Below are 20,715 nucleotides of genomic sequence, written 5' to 3'. Positions count from 1 at the left end.
AGATCTCGTGGCGGAGCAGACCGACCGGGAAGGCGCGTGGGCTCAGAGGGTCGAGGGCGAGTTGCCCACGCGCAGGAGCCAGGAGGAGATCGAACGGCGCCTGGCCCACGGGTTGGAGGGCGCCCCCACGATCAAGGACCGGACCATCTCGACCTTCGCGAGGGGCGAGCTCCCGCATTTCGCCGGCGAGACCGGAACCTTCCTGAAATGCCCCTACGTCGACGATGTCCACGCCGTGGGCGATGCCGAGGTGGCCGTGTTCGGCGTGCCGCTGGACGCCGGCGCGACCTACCGGCCGGGCACCCGGTTCGGTCCGCAGGGCATCCGCCGCTGCACCGGCCTGTTCGGCACCTACAGCTACGAACTGGGCGTGGACCTGCGCGAGCAGCTCAACATGGTCGACATCGGTGACGTGTTCACCATCCCGGGCAATCTGGAGAAGTCCTTCGACCAGATCAGCCAGGCGATGTCGCACGTGGTGTCGCAGGGCGCCTTCCCGGTCGTCCTGGGAGGAGATCACTCGATCGGCTTCCCCACCATCCGCGGTCTGACGCCGCACATGGACGGCAACGTCGGCATCATCCACTTCGACCGGCACGTGGACACCCAGGAGACCGACCTCGACGAACGCATGCACACCACCCCCTGGTTCCACGCCACCAACATCAAGAACGCCCCGGCCACCAACCTCGTCCAGATCGGGATCGGCGGCTGGCAGTCACCGCGCGCCGGCGTCAAGGTGGGCCGGGAGCGGGGCACCACGATCATCACGGTGGGCGACGTCGAGCGCGTCGGCGTGGAGAAGGTCGCCGAGACGGCCCTGGAGATCGCCTGGAAGGACGCCGAGGCCGTCTACCTCTCCTTCGACATCGACGTGATCGATGCCGGGTTCGTGCCCGGCACCGGCTGGCCGGAGCCCGGCGGCCTGCTGCCCCGCGAGGCGCTCAACCTGGTCCGGCTGGTCTCCGAACCCGGCCTGGCGGGCATCGAGATCGTCGAGTGTTCGCCGCCCTACGACTGGGCGGAGACGACATGCCTGATGAGCAGCCGCGTCATCCTCGACAGCCTCGCCGTACAGGTGCGGGCCGGCAAGCTGGGCCGCAAGCCGTCCACCTCGGGCCGTCCTGCGTGGGGCCCCTACCCGTCCTGACCGCGTTCCGGCACCTGGACGCGCAGGCGTGGTGGTGCTACGTCACCACGGGCATGGGCATCCTCCGTTCCCTCGCCACAGGCGAGCGGCGTTTGAGATGATCTCGAACTGTCCGTTCAGACACGTGTGTTCCTGTGAGAGGTATGGCCGTTGGAACCGCTGAGGCAGGATGGCTCGCGACAGTCGGCGGACGCGGACGGGCAGGTGCTGGCGGGACGATACCGGCTGGTCTCGCTGCTCGGCCGGGGCGGCATGGGAGCGGTCTGGCGAGCCCGCGACGAGCAACTGGACCGTGAAGTGGCGGTCAAGGAACTGCGCCTGCCCGAGCATTTGGACGATGCCGCACGGCAGACCTTGATCGCCCGGCTGGACCGGGAGGCGCGCGCCGCGGCCAGGCTCAGGCATACCGGGATCGTCACTGTGCACGACCGCGTGACCGGTGACGACGGCCGCCCCTGGATCGTCATGGAACTCGTCAGGGGCCGTTCCTTGGACGACCTGCTGAAGGCCGAGGGACGGCTGCCGCCCGTCCGGGTCGCGCAGATCGGGTTGCACCTGCTGGACGCTCTGCGCGCGGCTCACCGGGCGGGCATCACTCATCGCGACATCAAGCCCGCCAACGTTCTGCTGGAGGACGACCGTGTCGTCCTGACCGACTTCGGTATCGCAGCCGTCGAAGGCGATGCGACCCTGACCGGAACGGGCGCCGTTCTGGGTACTCCCGCGTACATGTCACCCGAGCAGGTCCGCGGCCAGGAGGTCACGGCCGCCGCCGACCTGTGGTCACTCGGCGCCACGCTCTACACCGCCGTGGAGGGACATCCCCCGTTCGAGGGCGCCAGCACCGGGGCCATCTTCATCGCCATCGCCACCCAGGACCCCATCCCATCCGCACACGCCGACTCCCTCGAACCCATCCTCAGGACGCTGCTGCACCGGGATCCCTCCCACCGCCCGACCCTCGATCACCTTCACACCCAGCTCACCTGGCTCACCCAAGGCCAGCCGCCCGCACAACCGACCCTCATCCAGCCGCCGACGCAACCGCCCGTTCCGCAGCCACCCCAACGTCCCACCCGCACGCGCAAGAAGGTCGTCATCGCTCTCGTGGCGGTCGCCACCGCCCTGGCGCTCACCGGCACGACCGTGTGGTCGGTGAAGGCTCTCCAGGAGAGGCAGGCGAACCAACGCTACGAGGCGAACATGGGCGCCATCGCGAAGATGGGGACAATCCCGGGTTATTCAACCAAGCTCACAAGGGCTTACAGGGACACAACAGTGGAGGTTGCGTCGACCCTGTGCAAGTACACATCCGCTGACGACAAGTGCAACCTGGAGAGCCAGGTCACCGCCGTCACCAACTGGTTCCGGTCGCGGCCCGGCGTAGGGTCCGTGACCCTCGAACCTCCCGTGGAAGAGCCCAACACTTTCCCTTCTCGCGACCTCTCGGTTCTCACGCGGAATTCACCGAGCATCACCGGGGTCGTCATCTACGACCATGTTTACGAGCACGAGATCAGACTCAGTTTCGACGTGGGCTGACGGCCACCAGTGACGTCATCGGCGAGACCCGGTGCCCGGGATCGCCGAGCCGGGCCATGCCGGCCACCGATCTCCTCGGAGTGCCGATCGACCAACTCGCGGATGCACTCCGGCCACTTGGTGATCCGGGTCCACACCGCACCGGCCGACACCTCAAGGTCAAGGTCTTGCACATGCGAGATGTTCGCGCTCGACAGGTTCATCGGCGCCTTATCCAGCGCCGAACGCTCGCTGCCAAAGGCGCTGCAGCAGTCCTCAGGATCCGCTCGCCGGAGCAGGTGCTCGGACGAAGCGGCCTGCGCCCCTTTCAACGGGCTCGATCTGCCAATCCGGCGATGGCTCATGCCCTGCAGCAGGATCCGTCACAGTGGCCGCCTCCGGCCCAACACCGGCCTCGAACCTCGCCTCGCGAATGCGGCAGTGCCCGCGGCCGTCAGCATCCAGAACCCGGCCGCCGAAGGCCGCACCCGCAGCGGCCGGGCCTCGCGGCGCTCCCGCGCCAGAGTTCAGCGCCGCGTTCCAGTCCACGCGCCACGTGTCCAATCACAAACGATCAGCTGACACTCGGGAACCGGTCGGCGTCGATTGGCCACAAGGGGCAAAGGCTCCTCTCCCTAGGCGAGCGGGGTCGGTGGCGGAGCCTGGACCGGCTTCATCCGCTCGTTGTTCTTCCGCGCGAGGGGTGGTCCGAGGGTGCTCAATGTGAACGTTAGGCGCAGTTCGTGACGGCTCCTGCGTAATTGAAGTGATCGCCTACGGCGCTCGCAGTAGGCTGATCGTTGTGGGCCTGGAGATGGAAGATGTGCGCGAAGCGCTGGCGAAATGGGCCGACTTTCCTGTTGCTCGTGAACCCAGACCGGTCGTTCTGACCAGCATGAGCGCGCTGGAGCTCGATCGGCTGAAGAACGATGCCGCGTGGCGGACGGTGTTCAGCGGACCGGGCGTTTCGGAGCTGCCGAGCGAACTGCGGCCCGAGCTGAGCCACTACTACCGCGACCTAGGTGAAGTCCCCGAGCCGTTGCCACGGATCGTCCGAGCTCTCGGGCCGTTCGCCACAGATCGAGGTTTTCAGCAGCTGCCCGCATGGATGATGTACCCCGATGCCAGGAGGTGGCCGTTCATCGCGCTGGATCCGGAGTTCAGGCGCAGGATGACGTGGCGGCCGGAAAGCATCGGAGACGACGCGGCCACCGAGGAGTCCGTCCTGTCCGGCGACGGCCGAACGCTGACCTACCGGTTCATGGGAACTCCAGCGGTATATGCGGCCTACCCACACGCCGAAGTGTTCGAGACCGACACCGCGGTGTTGGTCGACCCGGTCGAGGTCGCCCTCGACTCTCCCTACGGAGCGCGGTTCGCCTACGCGGAGGAGCGCGAGGTCGTTGTGCGTTTGGACGCTCCACTCGGCAACCGCGTCCTCATTTCACTCCCCCGCAACGTCGCCCCCGACCGGCGCGGTACCCCTCGGAGAGTGATCGTCTCTCCATAGGGCTCCCCTATGGAATCCGTCACCGGAATTGTTGAAGCGTCGCCCTGACCCTAGTTCATGGCCTATGTGCGCTTGGAGGCGCGCGACGACCATTGGAGGCGAAGTACGCCCGGCCGCTGTTGGTCAGTTGCTGGGGTGGGTGGGGATCGGGGTGGCCTTGATGTGGCGGCCGCGGGGGGTGGGGTCTGTTAGGACGCCGTTGTCGACGACTACGCGGCCGCCTACCAGTACCGTTTTCGGGCGGCCTGTGATGGTCATGCCCTCGTACGGTGTGTAGTCGGTTGCCATGTGCAGGTCGCCTGCGGTGATCTGCCATTCGGCGGTCGGGTCCCAGATGGCGAGGTCCGCGTCCGCGCCCGGCAGCAGCGTTCCCTTGCGGGGGTAGAGGCCGTTCGTGCGTGCGGGGTTCGCGGCGGTGAGTTCGACGAAGCGCGTCACCGGCAGGCCGCGCCGGACGACGTACTCCGAGAAGATCACCGGTAGCCGGGTCTCGACGCCGGGGAGGCCGTTGGGCATGGCGCGGACGTCCGCGCTGCGCGACTCCTTCTGGGCCGTGTCGTAGCAGCAGTGGTCGCTGCCGATCGTGGTGACCTCGCCGGTGAACAGGTGGCGCCCGAGCGCCCGTACCTGGTCGGCGGGGCGCAGCGGCGGGCAGCACACGAAGCGTTCGGGACGGTCGCCCGCGTAGGCGGAGTCGTCCAGGACGAGGTGGTGCGCGACCGCCTCGCTGTAGGCGCGGACGCCGCGGCGGCGGGCGGCGGCGACGAGTTCGACGGCCTCGGCGGTCGACTGGTGCACGAAGTAGACGGGCGCGTCCACCGACTCGGCGATCGCGAGGATCTCAGCGACGGAGGCGGTCTCGGCGAGGCCGGGGCGGGTGCCGGCCATGTGGGACGCGCCGATCCGGCCCGCGTCGGCGCAGCGCCGCTGGGCGTCGCCGATGATGTGGTCGGCCTCGCAGTGGATGACGACCATGCCGCCGAGCGCGGCGAGGGTCTTCATGGTCCGCAGGACGGTGTCCTCGTCGGCCATGGTCTCGCCGCGGTAGGTGGTGAACATCTTGACCGTGGCGATCCCGTCCGCGACGAGCGAGGCGAGCTGGTCGGGGACCGTGTCGTCCCACTCGACGACGCAGGCGTGCAGGGCGCTGTCGCACAGCCCCTCACCGGCCTTGGCGCGCTGGGCGTGGGCGGCGTCGGCCGGGTTCTCGCCGGGGCGCGGGATCGCGAAGTCCACGATCGTCGTGGTGCCGCCGTGGACGGCGGCGGTGGTGCACTGGCGGTAGTCGTCCAGCGAGGTGAAGTCGCCGGAGGTGAAGCCGACGTGGCAGTGCGGGTCGACGCCGCCGGGCAGGACGAGGTGCCCGGCCGCGTCGATGACGGACGCGGCGGCGGGCGCCGTCCCCGGGGCGGCGAGCGCGGTGACGCGGCCGCCGGTGATGACGACGTCGGCGGGGCCCGACCAGCCCGCCTCGACCACGGTGCCGCCCCGGACGACCACGTCGGCGGTCACCGGGACACCGCGGCCAGGTGGGCGCGCCAGCCGCCGGCGTCGCTGATGTCGACGACTCCGGGCAGGTCCAGGGACTCGGCGCGCATCCGCATGCACAGCGTCCCGGAGCCGTCGGCGAGCTCGACCACGCCGAGTTCGAGTTCGGGCGGCTCGCCGGGCAGCAGGTGCTCGCGCAGGATCTCGTAGGTGACGGCGTACAGCTCTCCGGGGACCGAGCGGCCGCCGGACGGCACCGGGTGGAGTCCGGGGAACTCGTCGCGCACCGAGTAGAAGCGGTAGCGGGGCGCGGTCTCGGCGGGTCCGAGGAACTCGGCGCCCTCCAGCGCCTCGTTCAGCGAGCCGCCGGACATGGCCTGTCCGTTGACGAACATCCGCAGGGTTTCCATGGGGCCTTCCTGGTCGTGGGTCACGGGGTGGTCTGGCGGGCCCGTTCGGCGGCCGGGTCCGGGACGGGCACGGCGTCCAGCAGCGAACGGGTGTAGGGGTGCCGGGGGCGGCGGTAGATCTCCTCGCGGGTGCCGATCTCCACGAGCACGCCCTGGTCGAGCACCGCGATGCGGTCGCACAGGTAGTGCACGACGGCGAGATCGTGGGCGATGAAGAGGATGGACAGGTCGAGCCGCTCCCTGAGGTCCCGGAAGAGGTTGAGCACCTGCGCCTGGACGGAGACGTCGAGCGAGGAGACGACCTCGTCGCAGATCAGCACCTTGGGCTCGACCGCGAGGGCGCGGGCGATCGCGATGCGCTGGCGCTGGCCGCCGGAGAAGGAGCGCGGATGCCGGGCGGCGTCGGCGGCGGACAGCCCGACGGTCTCCAGCAGCGCGGCCGCCCGCGCGGCGCGGGCCCGGCGGTCCGGTTCCAGCCCGTGGACGAGCAGCCCCTCCTCGACCAGTTCCCCGGCGGTCATCCGCGGGTTGAGCGAGGAGTACGGGTCCTGGAAGACCATCTGGATGTTCCGGCGGAGCGTCCGCAGGTCCCGCCGGGACGCGCTGAGCAGGTCGTGTTCTCCGAGCAGGACCCGGCCGGAGTCGGGCCGGGTCAGCCGGGCGACGCAGCGGGCCACCGTCGACTTGCCGGAGCCCGACTCGCCGACGAGTCCGAGCACCTCGCCGGGCGCGAGGTCGAACGACACGTCCTTCACCACCGGGCGGCCGCCGAAGCTCTTCACCAGGTTCCGCACGCTCAGGGCGGTCATCGGCCGCCTCCTTCCAGGGCGCCGGCCACCCGGACGTCCGTGTCGAGGGCGTCGTCGACGGTCGTCAGCCGGCGGGACGGGTCGTCGTCGATGCGCGGCACCGCCGCGAGCAGCCCGCGGGTGTAGGGGTGCTTCGGCGCGGCGTAGACGTCGTCGACCGGGCCCTCCTCGACGGGTGCGCCGTGCCGCATCACCACGACGCGGTCGGCGAAGCCCGCCACGATCCCGAGGTCGTGGGTGATGAGCAGCACGGACATGGAGCGTTCGTCGGCCAGTTCCCGCAGCAGGGTGAGGACCTGCGCCTGCACCCGCACGTCGAGCGCGGTCGTCGGTTCGTCGGCGATGAGCAGCGCCGGCTCGGCGATCACCGCGATGGCGATGACGACGCGCTGGCGCATGCCGCCGGAGAACTGGTGCGGGTAGTCGTCGAAGCGGCGGGCGGCGTCGCGGACGCCGAGCCGCCCGAGCAGGTCGATGCCGCGCCGCCGGGCCTCGTTCTTGCGGACGCCCCGGATCACGAGCGGCTGCATGATCTGCCAGCCGATCGTCATCACCGGGTTGAGGGAGGCGAGCGGGTCCTGGAAGACCAGCCCGATCCGGGCGCCCCGGATGTCGCGCATCGCGCGTTCGGGCAGGGTGAGCAGGTCGGTGCCGTCCAGCAGGACGCGGCCGCCGAGGTCGGCGTCGCGGTCCAGGCGCAGGACGGCCCGCGCCGTCACCGACTTCCCGGAGCCGGACTCGCCGACCAGCGCGACCTTCTCCCCGGCCGCGATGTCCAGGTCCACCCCGCGCAGGATCTCCACGGGCCCGTCCGGTCCGGGGAAGCCGGCGCGCAGGTCCCGCAGCTTCAGCAGCGGATTCATGAGTGCCTCCCGCGCAGCGTCGGGTCGTTGCGGACGCGGAGCCAGTCGCCCACGAGGTTGAAGGAGACCGCGGTCAGCATGATCGCGAGGCCGGGGAAGACGACGGCCCACCAGCCGTTGGTGAGGTTCCCGGCAGCCCCGGCGATCATCGCGCCCCATTCGGCGGACGGGACCTGGGCGCCGACGCCGACGAACGACAGGCCGGAGATGACGAGCATGACCGCCGAGACGTCCAGCGTCGTCTGCACGTAGAGGGTGTCGAGGGAGTTCGGCAGGACGTGCCGGAACACGAGCCGCGGTGTGGAGACGCCGAGCGTGCGGGCGGCCTCGACGTATTCGGCGTCCCGGACGTCGCGCACGAGGGTGCGGACGAGGCGGGCGTAGCCGGGCCACCAGGTGAGGCAGAGCGCGATCACCGCGGACTTCAGGCCGGGGCCGAGCGCGGCGGCCAGCCCGAGCGCCAGGATGATCGCCGGCAGTGACAGGCCGATGTCGCAGATCCGCATGAGGACCTCGTCGACGATCCGCCCGCCGAGCGCGGCCAGCGTGCCGATCAGGGTGCCGATCAGGGTGGCGACGGCGATCACGACCACGGTCGCCAGCAGCGACACCCGCGCGCCGTACAGGACGCGGCTGAAGACGTCGCGTCCGTTGGCGTCGGTGCCGAACCAGTGCGCGCCAGAAGGGCCGCGGAGGGCCTGCCCGAGGTCCACGGCGTAGGGGTCGTGCGGCGCGAGCAGCGGGCCGATGAACGCGATGAGGACCATCACCGCCGCGATCGTCAGCGCGACCCGGTCCACGATGGCCATGCATCCCGTCCGTGCCGGCCGCATGCGGCGCAGGATGGATCCGCCGCGCCCACCGCCGGGGGCGTCCGGCCCTTGCTTCGTCATGGGGACAACGGCCGTCTTCACAGGGCCGCCCCTTCCATGGCGCCCTTCTCCAGCGGCTCTCCCGCGGCGGCGCCCGCCGGACGTGCGCGCGCCGGTTGGCGCAGGCGCGGATTGAGCCAGAGTTGGACGAGGTCGACGACGATGTTGGCCAGCACGAAGACCACTCCGATCACGAGCACGCTGCCGATCACCGCGTACAGGTCGTTCTGCAGGACGGCGTTGACCGCGTAGGCGCCGATGCCTCTGCGTCCGAACACCGACTCGACCAGCACGGTGGAGCCGAGCATCCAGCCGAGCTGCATGCCGAGGATGGTGCTGACAGGGACGAGCGCGTTGCGCAGCCCGTGCCGGATCACCACCCGGCGCTCGGACGCCCCGGTCGCGCGGGCGAGCGTGATGTAGTCCGAGTCCAGCACGCTGATCATGGAGGAGCGGACCGTGCGGGCGACCACCGCGATGAACGCGGCGGCCAGCGTGACGGCGGGCAGCAGGAGGTGCGCCACCGCGTCGCCGAACGCGGCCATGTCCCCGCTCAGCAGCGCGTCCAGCGAGGTCATGCCGGTGAGTTCGGGCACCTCGCGGCCGAAGCCGAGCTGCCCGGTCAGGGGCAGCACGCCGAGCCGGTCCGCGAACACCAGCTGGAGCATCAGCCCCAGCCAGAAGACCGGCACCCCGGCGCCGAACAGCACGATGAGCCGGGCCGCGACGTCGGCGGCGCGGCCCCGGCGGTAGGCGGCGTACACGCCGAGCGGCACCGCGATCACCACGTTGACGAGCATCGCGGCGAGGACGAGCTCGATCGACGACGGCAGAGCCTGGGCGATGTCGTCCAGGACCGGGCGCTGGGTGAAGACCGATGTGCCGAGGTCGCCCTGCAGGAGGTTCCCGAGATATCGGGGGAACTGCTCCCAGATCGGCCGATCGAGCCCGAGCCGCGCGGACACCGCGGCGACCTGCTCGGCGGTGGCGTTGCGGCCGGCCGCGGCCCGCGCGGGGTCGCCGGGCAGCACCTGGGACATCAGGAACGTGACGACGCCCAGGCCGAACAGCACGACGACGCTGGTGATGAGCCGTCTCAGCAGGAATCGCGTCATGCCGTGCCTCCCCTCGCTGGAGATCTCATGGATGGTGGGCGCCGGGCCCCCGTGAGCCTCACCGGTGGGAACCGGGGGCCCGGCGCTGTTCAGGTGGGCGGGTCAGCCGACCTTGATGCCGTAGACGTCGACGGTCTGGTGGTGCGACGCCTGGTAGGCGTAGCCGCTGATGCCCTCGCGCATGACGGTCACGGTCTGCGGGTTGGACATGTTGACCGACGGGACGTCGGCCGCGATGAGCCGCTGCGCCTCCTTGTAGAGGCCGCAGCGCTCGGTCTCGTCGGTGAGGGCCTGGGCCTTCTCGACCAGCGAGTCGACCTTGGGGTTGTCGTAGCCGCCGGTGTTCTGGCCGTTGTTGATGAACTTGGAGTCGAAGAGCTGGTACAGGATCGAGTCGGGGTCGGGGTTGGGCGGGAAGGCGTAGATCATGGCCAGGTCGGGCGTGGTCTTGTTGCTCTTCAGCCGCTGCACGTGCTCGGGGTAGGTGATCGCTTCGAGCTTCAGCTTGACCCCGATCTTGGCCAGGTCGGACTGGAGCAGCGTCGCGGCCTGCTCCATCTCGGCCGTCGCCTTCAGGTAGGTCATCGTGAGGGTGACGTTGGAGAGCCCCGCGGACTTCAGCGACTCCTGGGCCTTGGCGACGTCGTGGGCCGGCTGCGGGACGGCGGAGTCGAAGCAGGCCATGGTGGACGGCAGCACGCCCGTCGCCTTCTTGCCCGCGCCCTTGAGGATCGAGGTGAGGTGCTGGTCGTACTGGTAGGAGGAGGCGATCGCCTCGCGAAGCGCCTTGTTCGACAGCGGCGAGTCCTTCATCTTGAAGAACACGTAGAGCTGGACGTTGGTGTCGGCCTTGTCGACCTTGTAGCCGCCGTTGCCCTCGAACGACTTCCAGTCGTTGGGGTCGATGTCCATGGCGATGTCGATGTCACCGGCCAGCAGCGAACTCTTCTGCGTCGCGGCCTGTGGCAGGTACCGGAAGACCACGTCCTTGGCCTGGCCGGAGAAGCCGCCCCAGTACTTGTCGTACTGGGTGAACTTCGCCTCCTGGTTGGCGGTGTAGCCGGTCAGCCTGTAGGGGCCGGAGCCGGCGTCGGCGGTGGCGAGCCACTTCTGGCCCTCGTCGTCGCCCTTGTGCGACTCGACCAGCTTGGAGTTGAGCAGGTAGACGCGGGTCAGCGCCGGGATCATCGGCGCGTACGCGCGGGTCAGCTTGATCGTCAGATGGGTGTCGTCGACGACCTCGGTGGAGTCGTACGGGGTCAGCAGCGACGCCACCCCGACCTTCAGCTTCTTGATCCGGTCGAGGCTGTACTGGACGTCGGTGGCGGTGAGCTTGGCGCCGTCGTGGAAGGTGACGTCGCCGCGCAGGGTCATGTCGATGGAGCGGCCGTCCTCGGAGACCTTCCACTCGGTGGCGACGCTCGGGACGATCTTGTTGTTCGCGTCGTACTTGACGAGGGTGTCGTAGGCGGGCCGGGCCACCTCGTCGACCGTGGAGTTGTCGGCCTGGGCCGGGTCGAACGTCGCGGGCGGCTCGTTCTCGGCGATGATCAGGGTCTGGGTGCGGGCGGTGGAGCCGCCGCCGGCACCGCCGCACGCGGCCGCGGCGAGGGCCCCGGCCGCGAGCACGGCCGTCAGCCGCAGCCCGGCGGCGCGCCCCCGGGCGCGGAGCCCGCCGGGGAACCACCTGGTCCTCGGTGCCGGCTCGCCGGCCGCAAGAGATGTGTGGAGCACGGGTCGTCTCCCCTTCGTGGACGTGTCCGGTCGGACGGGTTCAGGTGTCGTGCCGATCGGCGGGGGGCTGCGTCCGGCGCCGTTCGGCGCGGGCCGGGGTCTCGTGGTGGGAGCCGTCGGGGGCGACGATCAGGCCGTACTCGCGCTCGGCGGCCTCGGCGGTGACGTAGCCGTCCAGGACGTCGGCGACGACGGCCGCGGCGTCGCGGTCGAGCGGGTCGCCGTAGCCGCCTCCGCCGGCCGTGCGGTTGACGAAGCGGTCGTCGGCCCGCATCGTGGCGCGGTACATCCCGACGCGCTTCTCGCGGTCGGTTCCGGGCCACAGCGTCATGCCGCTGGGCTCGGGTTCGAGGCCGCCGTTCAGCGCCCACGGCCGCGTCTTGCTCTTCTTCTTCATCGACAGCACCTCGCCCTCGGCGAGGTAGCGGACCTCGCGCAGGACGCCGACGCCGCCCCGGTACCGGCCGGCGCCCCCGGAGTCGGGGATCAGCTCCAGCCGCTCATGGAAGATCGTCGACTTGTGCTCCAGCACCTCGATGGGGGTGTTGCGGACGACGCTCTGCGACGGGTGCTGCTGCGCGTTCGCGCCGTCGCGGTCGCGGCGCGCGCCCCACCCGATGCCCTCGTTGTTGCTGATGACGAAGTCCTCGCCGGTCCGCGGGTCGTGCCCGAGGGCCATGAAGCCCGGCTCGTCGCCGCCCGACGAGGCCGGGATGGAGTCGAGGACGTCCGCGAGCGCCTTGTGGATCAGCTCGAAGGCGACGATGCCGCTCCACTGGGTGAACGTCGCGGACGGGTAGACGGCGTGGAAGAAGTTGCCCGGGTCCGCCTTGATCGTCAGGGCCCGGTAGTGGCCGGCGTTGGACGGCTCGTCCGGCGTGGTCAGCTCCTTGAAGGTGGACTTGGCCAGGCTCTCGGTGGCGCCGATCGGGAGGTTCACCGGGCCGAGGACGGCGCCGTCGGAGCCGTTGAAGTCGACCTCCATCCGGTCGCCGTCGACGGTGACCTTGACCTCCATGCGGATCAGGTCGTCGGTGATGCCGTCGTCGTCGCAGTAGTCGGACGCGGTCCAGGTGCCGTCCGGCAGTGCCGCGACGGCCTTGCGGGCGACCCGCTCGCCGTGCTCGATGATCTGCTTGACGGCCTGGTCCACGACGTCGCCGCCGAACTTGTCCCACACCTGCGCGAGCCGGTTCTCCCCGGTGCGCAGCGCCGCGAGCTGGGCGTGGAAGTCGCCGATGGTCAGGTCCGGAAGCCGCGAGTTGAAGCGGATCAGCTCGACGATGTCGCGGACGACCTCGCCCTGGTGCACGATCCGCGTGCCCGGGAAGATCAGCCCTTCCTGGTGCATGTCGGTGGAGTCGAGGACGTAGCCGGGGGCCTTCGCGCCGAGGTCCATCCAGTGGGCGCGGACGGCCAGGTAGGCGGACGGCTCGGCGCGTCCGTCCCGGAACACCGGGGAGAACAGCATCGCGTCGTAGGAGTGCGCGCCGCTCCAGTACGGGTAGTTGAGCAGGTAGACGTCGCCGGGCGCGAGGTTCTCCCGGCCCACGTACTCGACGCCCTTGACGATCGCGTGGTCGTTCGCGCCGAGGAACGAGGTGATCCCGGCGGCCTCGGCCATCAGCTCCAGGTCGCCGTCGTAGATCGAGATGCCGAAGTCGAGGACCTCGTAGATCACCGGGTTGAACGCGGCCCGCACCAGCGTGCGGCGCATCTGCTCCCCGACGGAGACCAGGTAGTTGCGGATCACCTCGACGGTCGCCCCGTCGAGCGGGGCCGCTCCGCGCGCGCCCTCGGGGCCGCCGGGCGTCGTCGTGCTCATCGGACCATCTCCTGTCTGGCTCACTGGGCCGTCTCCGGGCTGCTCACCAGCAGGTGGCCGTGGACGTCCACGGTGAGCCGCTGGTCACTGAAGATCACCGTGGTGGAGGTGCCCTCCTCGACGATCGCGGGGCCGGGCACGGCGTGCCCGGGTGCGAGGGACGTCCGCTCGTACACCGGGAACGGCACGGTCTCGCCGGTGGCGACGTCGAAGGCGGGGCGGCCGTCGACCGGCTCGGGGTCGCCGGTGCCGCCGCCGGGCAGCGTGCGGAGCCCGGGCTTCGGCAGGACGCCGACGGCCCGCACCCGCAGCGTGAGGATCTGGCCGCCGTCGGGCATCGCGTGCCCGTACCGGGCGCGGTGCAGCTCGTGGAACCGCTCGAGGATCGCGGCGGCGTCGTCACCGGGCCGCAGGTCTATGCCGAGCGTGTGCTCCTGGCCGTGGTAGCGGACGTCCAGGCGGCGGACCAGGGTGCGGTCCTCCGGCTTGACGCCCTGGAGCGACAGCACCTCCTCGCCCTGGTTCTCCAGATCGGTGAAGGCCGGTTCCAGTTCGGCGAGGGTGTCGTCGCTGAGCGGCTTGAGCACGGTGGTGGCGAACTCGTACTCCAGGTCGGACATCAGCATCCCGAACGCCGAGAAGGCCGCCGGGACCTGCGGGACGATGGTCTCGGTGATGCCCATCTCGCGGGCCAGCATCGGGCCGAGCAGGGGCCCCGCGCCGCCGAACGCCAGCAGTGCGAACTCGCGCGGGTCGAGCGCCCGCTCGACCGTGATCTCGCGGAGCGCGCCGACCGTCCGGGCGAGCAGCACCCGCAGGACGCTCGCGGCGGCCTGGGTCACGTCCACGCCGAGCGGGCCGGCGAGCTTGCCGGCCACGGCGGCGCGCGCCGCGTCCGCGTCGATGCTCATGTCGCCGCCGAGGAACGCCGCCGGGTCGAGGTAGCCGAGCACCAGCGCGACGTCGGTCACGGTCGGCTCGGTGCCGCCCGCGCCGTAGGCGACCGGGCCGGGGACGGCGCCGGCGCTCTGCGGGCCGACCTTGAGCAGGCCGTGGTCCATCCAGGCGATGGACCCGCCGCCCGCCCCGACCGTCCGGATGTCGAAGATCGGGATGAGCAGCGGGAAGCCGTCGATCCCGGCCTCGTGCACCTCGCCGGGAGAGCCGTCCTCGATGACGCAGCAGTCCACGCTGGTGCCGCCGACGTCGAACGAGATCAGCTTGTCCCGGCCCAGCTCGCGGGCCAGGAACGAGGCGCCGACCACGCCGCCGGCCGGCCCCGACAGCACCGTCATCAGCGGGGCGCTGCGGGCCAGCTCGGCGGTCATCGCGCCGCCGCCCGAGCGCATGATGTGCAGCGGGCGCGTCAGCCCGGCGTCGCCGAGGCGCTCCTCCAGCGCGCCGATGTAGTCGCTGAGGACGGGCCGGATGTAGGCGTCCAGGGTCGCGGTGCTGGTCCGCTCGTACTCCCGGTACTCGCGGCTGATGTCGGTGGACACCGAGATCGACACGTCCGGGTAGCTCTCGCGCAGGATCTGCGCCGCGCGCCGCTCGTGCGCCGGCTCGGCGTAGGAGTGCAGGAAGCAGATCGCGATGGAGCGCAGCCCGTGCTCCTCGACCAGGACGCGGCCCGCCTCGCGGACGGCGTCCTCGTCGAGCGGCTCCACCTCGGCGCCCTGCGCGTCGATCCGGCCGGGCACGCCCGTCCGGTGCCGGCGCGGCACGAGCGGCGGCGGCGGGGCGTAGGCGAAGTCGTACATGTACTGGCCCGGCACGTTGGCCCGCGCGATCTCCAGCAGGTCGCGGAACCCGGCGTTGGTGATGATCCCGACGTCGGCGCCGCGGCGCTGCAGGATCGCGTTGAGCCCGAGGGTCGTGCCGTGCACGAACGCCTCGACGTCGTCCAGCCGGCCGGCGAGCCCGCCGACGGCGTCGATGACGCCCTGCGCCGGCGCGTCCGGGGTGGTCGGGGCCTTGTGCAGCCGCAGCTCGCCGGTCACCTCGTCGTAGGCGATGGCGTCGACGAACGTGCCGCCGATGTCGACCGCGAGGCGGGTGCGGTGCGAGGACGTCACAGGGTGCCTCCGGGGGTGTCGGCGGCGGCCCCGTCGGCCGGCGCGGTGGGAAGGTCGTCGCGGACGACGCGTCCGCCCTGCATGACGAAGGGGATGCGGCGCAGCGCGGACAGGTCCGACAGCGGATCGCGGTCGGTGACGATCAGGTCGGCGAGCAGCCCCTCCTCGACCGCCCCGGCCTTCCCCTGGAGGCCGACGAGCCGGGCGGCGTCGCTGGTGCCGCCGCGCAGCGCCTGCGCGGGGCTCAGCCCCGCCTCGGTGAGGAACTCCATCTCGCGGACGGCGACGACGGTGTCCTCGATGGGCTCGCCCGGCGGGTAGTCCGTGCCGGCGAGCATGGTGATCCCGGGTGCGTCCGGGTCCCGCGGGTCGGCGATGCCCGCCGCGACCGCCCGGCGGATGCTGGCGAGGTGGCCCGGTCCGACCTCCAGGGCCCGCTGGATCTGCCACTCGCTGAACGAGTGCTCGGCCATCCAGTCGGGGCAGCGGGTGACGCACAGGGTGGGGGTGAGGAAGACGCGCCGCTCGGCCATCTCCTTCGCGGTGGCGTCGTCCAGCTCGTAGGCGTGCTCGTAGCCGCGGACACCGGCCGCGAGCGCCTCGCGGATCGCCGACCCGGATCCGGCGTGCGCGGTGACGTAGGTGCCGTGCTCCTCCGCCGCCCGCACCACCGCGCGCATCTCGTCGAGCGTCATCTGCGCGCCGGTGAACGACTCGCCCTCGTGCGCGATGCCGCCGGTGATGAACACCTTGATCAGGTCCGCGCCGGCGGCCAGCTCGGTGCGCGCGGCCGCCAGGAAGCCGTCGTGGCCGTCGGCGTACGAGCAGGCCGAGCCGTGGCCGTGGCCGCCCGTGGTCGAGACGGCGCGGCCGGCGCCGATGATGCGGGGCGCGTCCACCCACCCCTGCTCGACGCTGGTGCGGATGAGCAGGTCGGCGCGGTTCTGCTCGTGGACGCAGCGGATCGTCGTGACGCCGGCGTGCAGCGCGTCCTGGGCCCGCGACAGCGCCCGTAGCGCGGTCAGGCCCGGGTTCTCGGCCTCGTCGGTGGCGGAGAACGGGTACACGACCGACAGGTGCGTGTGCACCGAGATCAGGCCGGGCAGCAGGTAGCGGCCGCCGAGGTCGATGCGCTCGGCGCCCGGCTCCGGCGCCGCGGTGGTGATCTTCTGGATCCGGCCCGCCGCGACCGCGACGTTGGCGTCGCGGCGGATCGTCCCGCCGAGCACGTCGACGACATGCCCGCCGGTCAGCCAGAGGGTCCCCTCCCGCGGAATCGGCCGCCGTGCGGTGGTCGTTGTCGGCACCGCTGTCTCCTCTCTCATCGGGCCTGCTCGATCGGTGCGGCGGGCGCGGCGGGCTCCAGGAGCCGGTCCGGCCCGAGGTCGTGGACGTCGACCGGAGCCGGCTTCCCCTCGACCAGGCAGCGCAGGGTCTCGCCCCACAGCGGGGCGAATGTGAAGGCGTAGGTGCCTCCGGCGACCAGGAAGCCGGGGGCGCCCGGCACCTCCCCGATCACCGGCATCTCGTCGGGTGTGGCGGCCAGCGGGCCCGCCCAGGCCCGCAGCAGCCGGAGGTCCCGCACGAACGGCAGGACGCGGGCGGCCTGGGCGACATTGCCCAGGACACTGGACAGGCTGACCGGGCTGCGGCCGTCCGGGTCCAGCCGCAGCGCGGGCCAGCCGCCGCCGATCAGCAGGTTCCCCGCCGTGACCTGCTTGACCGACAGGCCCTCGCCGATGTGCTGGACGAGGTGCCGCAGCGTCTCCGGCAGCCGCACGGTCACGTGCATCTGGATGGCGACCGGCGTCATCCGGAGCCCGATCCCGGCCAGCGCGGCGATCTCCCCGAGCCAGGGCCCGGCGACGTCCACCACGTGCGGGGCCTCGACGGTGAGGTCTCCGGCGGTGACCCGCCAGCCCGATCCGGAACGTTCCACGGCCCGGACCGGGCAGAACGGATGCAGCCGGGCCCCGTGCCGCACCGCCGCCGCCAGGTAGGCGGGGGTGGTCAGCAGCGGGTTGGCGTATCCGTCCAGCGGGCACCACGTGGCGGCGGTGACGGTGGGCCCGAGATGCGGCAGCGCGGCACGGGCGCCGTCGCCGTCCAGGACCTCGGTCTCGATTCCGGCCCGCTCCTCCCAGGCGCGCTTGGCGATCAGCTCGGCACGCTGCTCGGGCGTCTCGGCGATGGTGAACCCGCCGCTGCGGCGCAGTTCCACCGAGGTCTCCAGCTCCGCCTCGACCGAGTTCCACCGGTCGCTCGCGGCGCGCTGCAGAGGCAGGAACCGGGCGCTGTCGAGCGGGACCTCCTGCCCTGGCCGCCGGGTGTGGACGGCCTGAACGTGCAGGTTACCCGCTGTTGTGCCCGATCCCTCCCGGCCCGGAGCGCCCCGCTCGAGGACGATCACCCGGTGCCCGCCCCGGGCGAGGTGGAAGGCGGCCGCGCCGCCGAGCACCCCGGCGCCGATCACGACCACGTCGGCGGTCAGCGCGCTCATCCTGCGCCCTCCCCCGCCCGGTCCGCCCGCTCGGCTCGGTCGGCTCGGTCGGCCCGGTCGGCCCGGTCGGCTTGGTCGCCGAGCGCGAGCAGCGTCTCGACGGGCACGGGCCGGACGGGTTGGCGCGCCGGGAAGACCGGGACGCCGCACGGTGCCCCGCCGGCGGACGAGGCGTCGCGGACGAGCCCGGCGACGGCGAATCCGCAGAAGCGGCCCTGGCACGGTCCCATCCCGGCGCGCGACCAGGACTTGGTGGCGTTGAGATCCCCGCCGGCTCTCTCCACGGCGGCGGAGCGCACGGCACCGGCGGTGACCGCTTCGCAGCGGCACACGATGGTGTCGTCTTCGACGGTGGCGGCCAGCGCTTCCTGCAGCCGGGCCGGACTCGGGTACAGGGCGTCGCTGAGCTCGGTGAACCGGGTGAGCGCGCGCCCTCTGGCGGCGAGCCGGGCGAGCTCCCGGGGGCCCGGCGCGGCCGGGTTCTTCTCCCGGATGAGGATGTGCGCGGCGGCCATCGCCCCGCGCGTGCGCGCCTGATGGACGCCGCCGATACCGGCGGCCTCACCGACCACGTACACGTCTCGGCGGCTCGTCCGTCCGAAGACGTCGGTGACGGGTTCGGCGTCGCCGGTCACAGGGTCGGAGCTGATCTCGCAACCGAGCAGGCGGGCCAGATCCGTCTGCGGCCGGAAGCCATAGCCGACGCAGAGGGCGTCGACGTCCAGCGTCCGCAGCGGGCGCGCCGGGTCACTGGTGGCGGCGAGCGCGACCGACGTGACGCGGTCCCGGCCGACAGCCTTGGTCACCACGCGCCCTTGCCAGAGCGGAACCCGCGCACGGGCCAGGCGGGCCGCGTAGCCCGCGAGCTCACGGAGGCGGGCGGGGTGCCGCAGCGTCGAGACCGCGCGCACATCGGGCCTGTAGGGATGCCCTGCCTCGGCGATGCCGACCACGTGGGCGCCTGCGTCCAGCAACGAGCAGGCGACGGGCAGCAGGAACGGGCCCGACCCGGCCACCAGCACCCGGTCACCGACCGGGGTGCCGTCGGCCGCGGCCAGATGCTGGGCGAAGCCGGGCGTGGTGACGCCCGGGAGCTGCCAGCCCGGGAACGGATGGGTCCGCTCGTAGGCGCCGGTGGCCGCGATCACGTAGCGCCCGCGGAGCCGCACCGGGGTCCCGTCCGCACCGGTGGCGAGGAGCGTGCTGCCGTCGTCGTCCATTCCCCAGACCAGGTGGCCCGTCAGGCAGTCGACGCCGAGGTCCCGCACGCGTGCGATCAGCCGGCCGCCCTCCGGACGGTGGTCACCGTGGTCGCGCAGTACGGCGGGCGACGGGCGGCGGTAGTACTGCCCACCGAGTTCGGGCTGCTCGTCGACCAGCGTCACGGTGAGCCCGGCGGCGGCCAGCCGGGCCGCCGCGGACAGCCCGGCCGGGCCGCCGCCCACGATCAGCACGTCACATGACAAGGTCATCGGCGCGGTCCCGTCTCGACCGCCATGCCGGGCTGCACCCGGGTCAGGCACGCCCGCACGCCGGGCCGCCCGTCGACGGTGACCTCGCACTCGAAGCAGACGCCCATGCCGCAGAACGGTCCGCGCGGCTCACCGCTGACCGGGTTGTCCCGCAGCCGCCAGCGGCGGGCGGCGACGAACACCGCCGTCAGCGACGTTCCCGCGGCGGCGTCCACGGGTTCGCCGTCGATCGTGATCCTGGTTCCGGTGCTCACGGCCGCACTCCGGCCTCGTCCGGCTCCTCGGCGAGGGCCTTGACCAGCCCGGACTCCTCCAGGACCGCACCGATCGCGTCGAGCGCGTCGCCCGTCACCGGCCGCAGCGGAGGACGGACGTGCCCGCCCGGCTGCCCGAGCAGCGACATGGCGCCCTTGAGCTGCGAGATGGGCGAGCCGTACACGCCGCTGTAGTCGGGGCGGATGAGCCGTCCTGACAACCCGGCGTACCGGTCCACCCAAGTGCGCGCCGCGGCGCCGTCACGTCGCGCGACCGCCTCGTAGTACGGGACGGCGAACGGCGCACCGAGCCCTCCGCCGTCGATGTTGCCGTCTCCGCCGAGCTCCAGCAGGACGGCCAGGCCGCGCCGGTGCAGGAAGCTGCCGAAGACGCGGACCTGGTCGGCGACCGCCTCGACCGTCGCGAGCATCCGCAGCCAGTCGCCGGTGCTGTCCTTGATCGCGGCGACCTGGGGAAGGTCCGCCAGCCGCCGGACGAGGTCCGGGTGGTCGCCGATGTCGACGGTGACGCCGCGCGGCCAGTTGTAGACCATGAACGGCAGGTCGGTGGCGGCGCTGACCTCGGCGAAGAATCCGAGGATCTCCTCGGCCCCGGGGTGGACGTACGGCGGCGGAGTCGCGAGCACGCCGTCGGCCCCCGTGTCGGCGGCGTGCCGGGCCAGCCCGATCGCCTCGGCCGGGGTGTACGCGGTGACGCCGACGACCACCGGAACCCGGCCGGCCACCTCGGCGACGGCGATCTCGGCCACCCGCCGGCGCTCGGCCGGGCTCTGGCTGAACCACTCGCCGGTGCTGCCGTTGACCAGCACGCCGTGGACGCCCTGCCGCACGTACAGCCGCAGCAGCGCACGCCAGGCGTCCTCGTCCAGGGCGCCTTCCGCGGTGAAGGGCGTGGGCGCCGCGGGCCAGTAGCCGTGCCATGAGACGTCGTCGCGATCCAAGATCTTTCCCCGAGTCTGTAGAGCTCATCCCGCTGGGATCGGTTGCACAAGGTTGCGGGAGCCAGATCACGGATGTCAAGAGTGCGTCTGAACCTTTTCGGCCCGGTGCCCCGGGACATCGTCCTGTGGCATGATGACTCCGCCAGTGGGATCGA

General features: G+C 71.8%; 17 protein-coding genes. 3 read left to right on the top strand and 14 right to left on the bottom strand.

Going from position 1 to position 20,715, the window contains the following annotated elements:
- The first annotated feature begins 7 nt into the window (after window positions 1–7).
- The 3 genes from ACGFI1_RS36835 to ACGFI1_RS36825 all read left to right on the top strand — a co-directional run bounded on the left by ACGFI1_RS36835 (window position 8) and on the right by ACGFI1_RS36825 (window position 4,181).
- Window positions 8–1,150: an agmatinase family protein gene (locus ACGFI1_RS36835; RefSeq protein ID WP_138635480.1), complete on the top strand. Its 1,143-nt coding sequence runs from the start codon at window positions 8–10 to the stop codon at window positions 1,148–1,150.
- Window positions 1,151–1,300: 150 nt separating this feature from the next.
- Window positions 1,301–2,692 (top strand): serine/threonine-protein kinase, encoded by a 1,392-nt coding sequence (locus ACGFI1_RS36830; protein ID WP_392792122.1) that lies wholly within the window; start codon window positions 1,301–1,303, stop codon window positions 2,690–2,692.
- 781 nt (window positions 2,693–3,473) lie between these two features.
- Window positions 3,474–4,181: a hypothetical protein gene (locus ACGFI1_RS36825; RefSeq protein ID WP_392792120.1), complete on the top strand. Its 708-nt coding sequence runs from the start codon at window positions 3,474–3,476 to the stop codon at window positions 4,179–4,181.
- Window positions 4,182–4,304: 123 nt separating this feature from the next.
- Here the strand turns inward: ACGFI1_RS36825 and hydA are convergent, their stop codons facing one another.
- The 14 genes from hydA to ACGFI1_RS36755 form a co-directional block, all read right to left on the bottom strand.
- On the bottom strand, window positions 4,305–5,693 hold the full coding sequence (hydA, locus tag ACGFI1_RS36820) for a dihydropyrimidinase (protein ID WP_392792118.1): 1,389 nt from the start codon (window positions 5,691–5,693) through the stop codon (window positions 4,305–4,307).
- The gene (locus ACGFI1_RS36815; protein ID WP_392792116.1) at window positions 5,690–6,079 is read right to left on the bottom strand and encodes an allophanate hydrolase-related protein; all 390 of its coding nucleotides are present in this window, start codon (window positions 6,077–6,079) and stop codon (window positions 5,690–5,692) included. The genes hydA and ACGFI1_RS36815 overlap by 4 nt, the downstream gene beginning before the upstream one ends.
- Before the next feature lie 20 nt (window positions 6,080–6,099).
- On the bottom strand, window positions 6,100–6,888 hold the full coding sequence (locus ACGFI1_RS36810; protein WP_138641658.1) for an ATP-binding cassette domain-containing protein: 789 nt from the start codon (window positions 6,886–6,888) through the stop codon (window positions 6,100–6,102).
- On the bottom strand, window positions 6,885–7,751 hold the full coding sequence (locus ACGFI1_RS36805; RefSeq protein ID WP_392792113.1) for an ABC transporter ATP-binding protein: 867 nt from the start codon (window positions 7,749–7,751) through the stop codon (window positions 6,885–6,887). Before ACGFI1_RS36805 ends, ACGFI1_RS36810 begins: the two co-directional genes overlap by 4 nt.
- Window positions 7,748–8,560 carry an ABC transporter permease gene (locus ACGFI1_RS36800; protein ID WP_392792110.1) on the bottom strand — a complete coding sequence of 271 codons (813 nt, stop codon included), beginning with the start codon at window positions 8,558–8,560 and terminating at the stop codon, window positions 7,748–7,750. The genes ACGFI1_RS36805 and ACGFI1_RS36800 overlap by 4 nt, the downstream gene beginning before the upstream one ends.
- Window positions 8,561–8,661: 101 nt before the next feature.
- Complete coding sequence (locus ACGFI1_RS36795; RefSeq protein ID WP_392792107.1) at window positions 8,662–9,738, bottom strand: ABC transporter permease; 1,077 nt, start codon at window positions 9,736–9,738, stop codon at window positions 8,662–8,664.
- 102 nt (window positions 9,739–9,840) lie between these two features.
- Window positions 9,841–11,472, bottom strand: a complete 1,632-nt coding sequence (locus tag ACGFI1_RS36790; protein ID WP_392792104.1) for an ABC transporter substrate-binding protein — start codon at window positions 11,470–11,472, stop codon at window positions 9,841–9,843.
- A gap of 40 nt (window positions 11,473–11,512) precedes the next feature.
- Window positions 11,513–13,297, bottom strand: a complete 1,785-nt coding sequence (locus tag ACGFI1_RS36785) for a hydantoinase B/oxoprolinase family protein (RefSeq protein WP_392792101.1) — start codon at window positions 13,295–13,297, stop codon at window positions 11,513–11,515.
- A 20-nt stretch (window positions 13,298–13,317) separates the two neighbouring features.
- A complete protein-coding gene (locus ACGFI1_RS36780) occupies window positions 13,318–15,372 on the bottom strand; it encodes a hydantoinase/oxoprolinase family protein (RefSeq protein ID WP_392792099.1) in 2,055 nt (684 codons plus the stop codon).
- The gene (locus tag ACGFI1_RS36775; RefSeq protein ID WP_392792095.1) at window positions 15,369–16,679 is read right to left on the bottom strand and encodes a metal-dependent hydrolase family protein; all 1,311 of its coding nucleotides are present in this window, start codon (window positions 16,677–16,679) and stop codon (window positions 15,369–15,371) included. Before ACGFI1_RS36775 ends, ACGFI1_RS36780 begins: the two co-directional genes overlap by 4 nt.
- Window positions 16,680–16,693: 14 nt before the next feature.
- Complete coding sequence (locus tag ACGFI1_RS36770) at window positions 16,694–17,872, bottom strand: NAD(P)/FAD-dependent oxidoreductase (protein WP_392792092.1); 1,179 nt, start codon at window positions 17,870–17,872, stop codon at window positions 16,694–16,696.
- The gene (locus tag ACGFI1_RS36765) at window positions 17,869–19,344 is read right to left on the bottom strand and encodes an FAD-dependent oxidoreductase (protein ID WP_392792089.1); all 1,476 of its coding nucleotides are present in this window, start codon (window positions 19,342–19,344) and stop codon (window positions 17,869–17,871) included. Before ACGFI1_RS36765 ends, ACGFI1_RS36770 begins: the two co-directional genes overlap by 4 nt.
- Window positions 19,341–19,598 (bottom strand): (2Fe-2S)-binding protein, encoded by a 258-nt coding sequence (locus tag ACGFI1_RS36760; protein ID WP_392792086.1) that lies wholly within the window; start codon window positions 19,596–19,598, stop codon window positions 19,341–19,343. Before ACGFI1_RS36760 ends, ACGFI1_RS36765 begins: the two co-directional genes overlap by 4 nt.
- Window positions 19,595–20,560 (bottom strand): dihydrodipicolinate synthase family protein, encoded by a 966-nt coding sequence (locus ACGFI1_RS36755; RefSeq protein WP_392792084.1) that lies wholly within the window; start codon window positions 20,558–20,560, stop codon window positions 19,595–19,597. Before ACGFI1_RS36755 ends, ACGFI1_RS36760 begins: the two co-directional genes overlap by 4 nt.
- Between the last annotated feature and the right edge of the window lie 155 nt (window positions 20,561–20,715).

The sequence above is a fragment of the Actinomadura geliboluensis genome, assembly GCF_043197915.1.
Lineage (GTDB): Bacteria > Actinomycetota > Actinomycetes > Streptosporangiales > Streptosporangiaceae > Spirillospora > Spirillospora geliboluensis.
The sequence above is the reverse complement of the archived record's forward strand: the minus strand, read 5'-3'. Positions and strand labels throughout refer to the sequence as shown.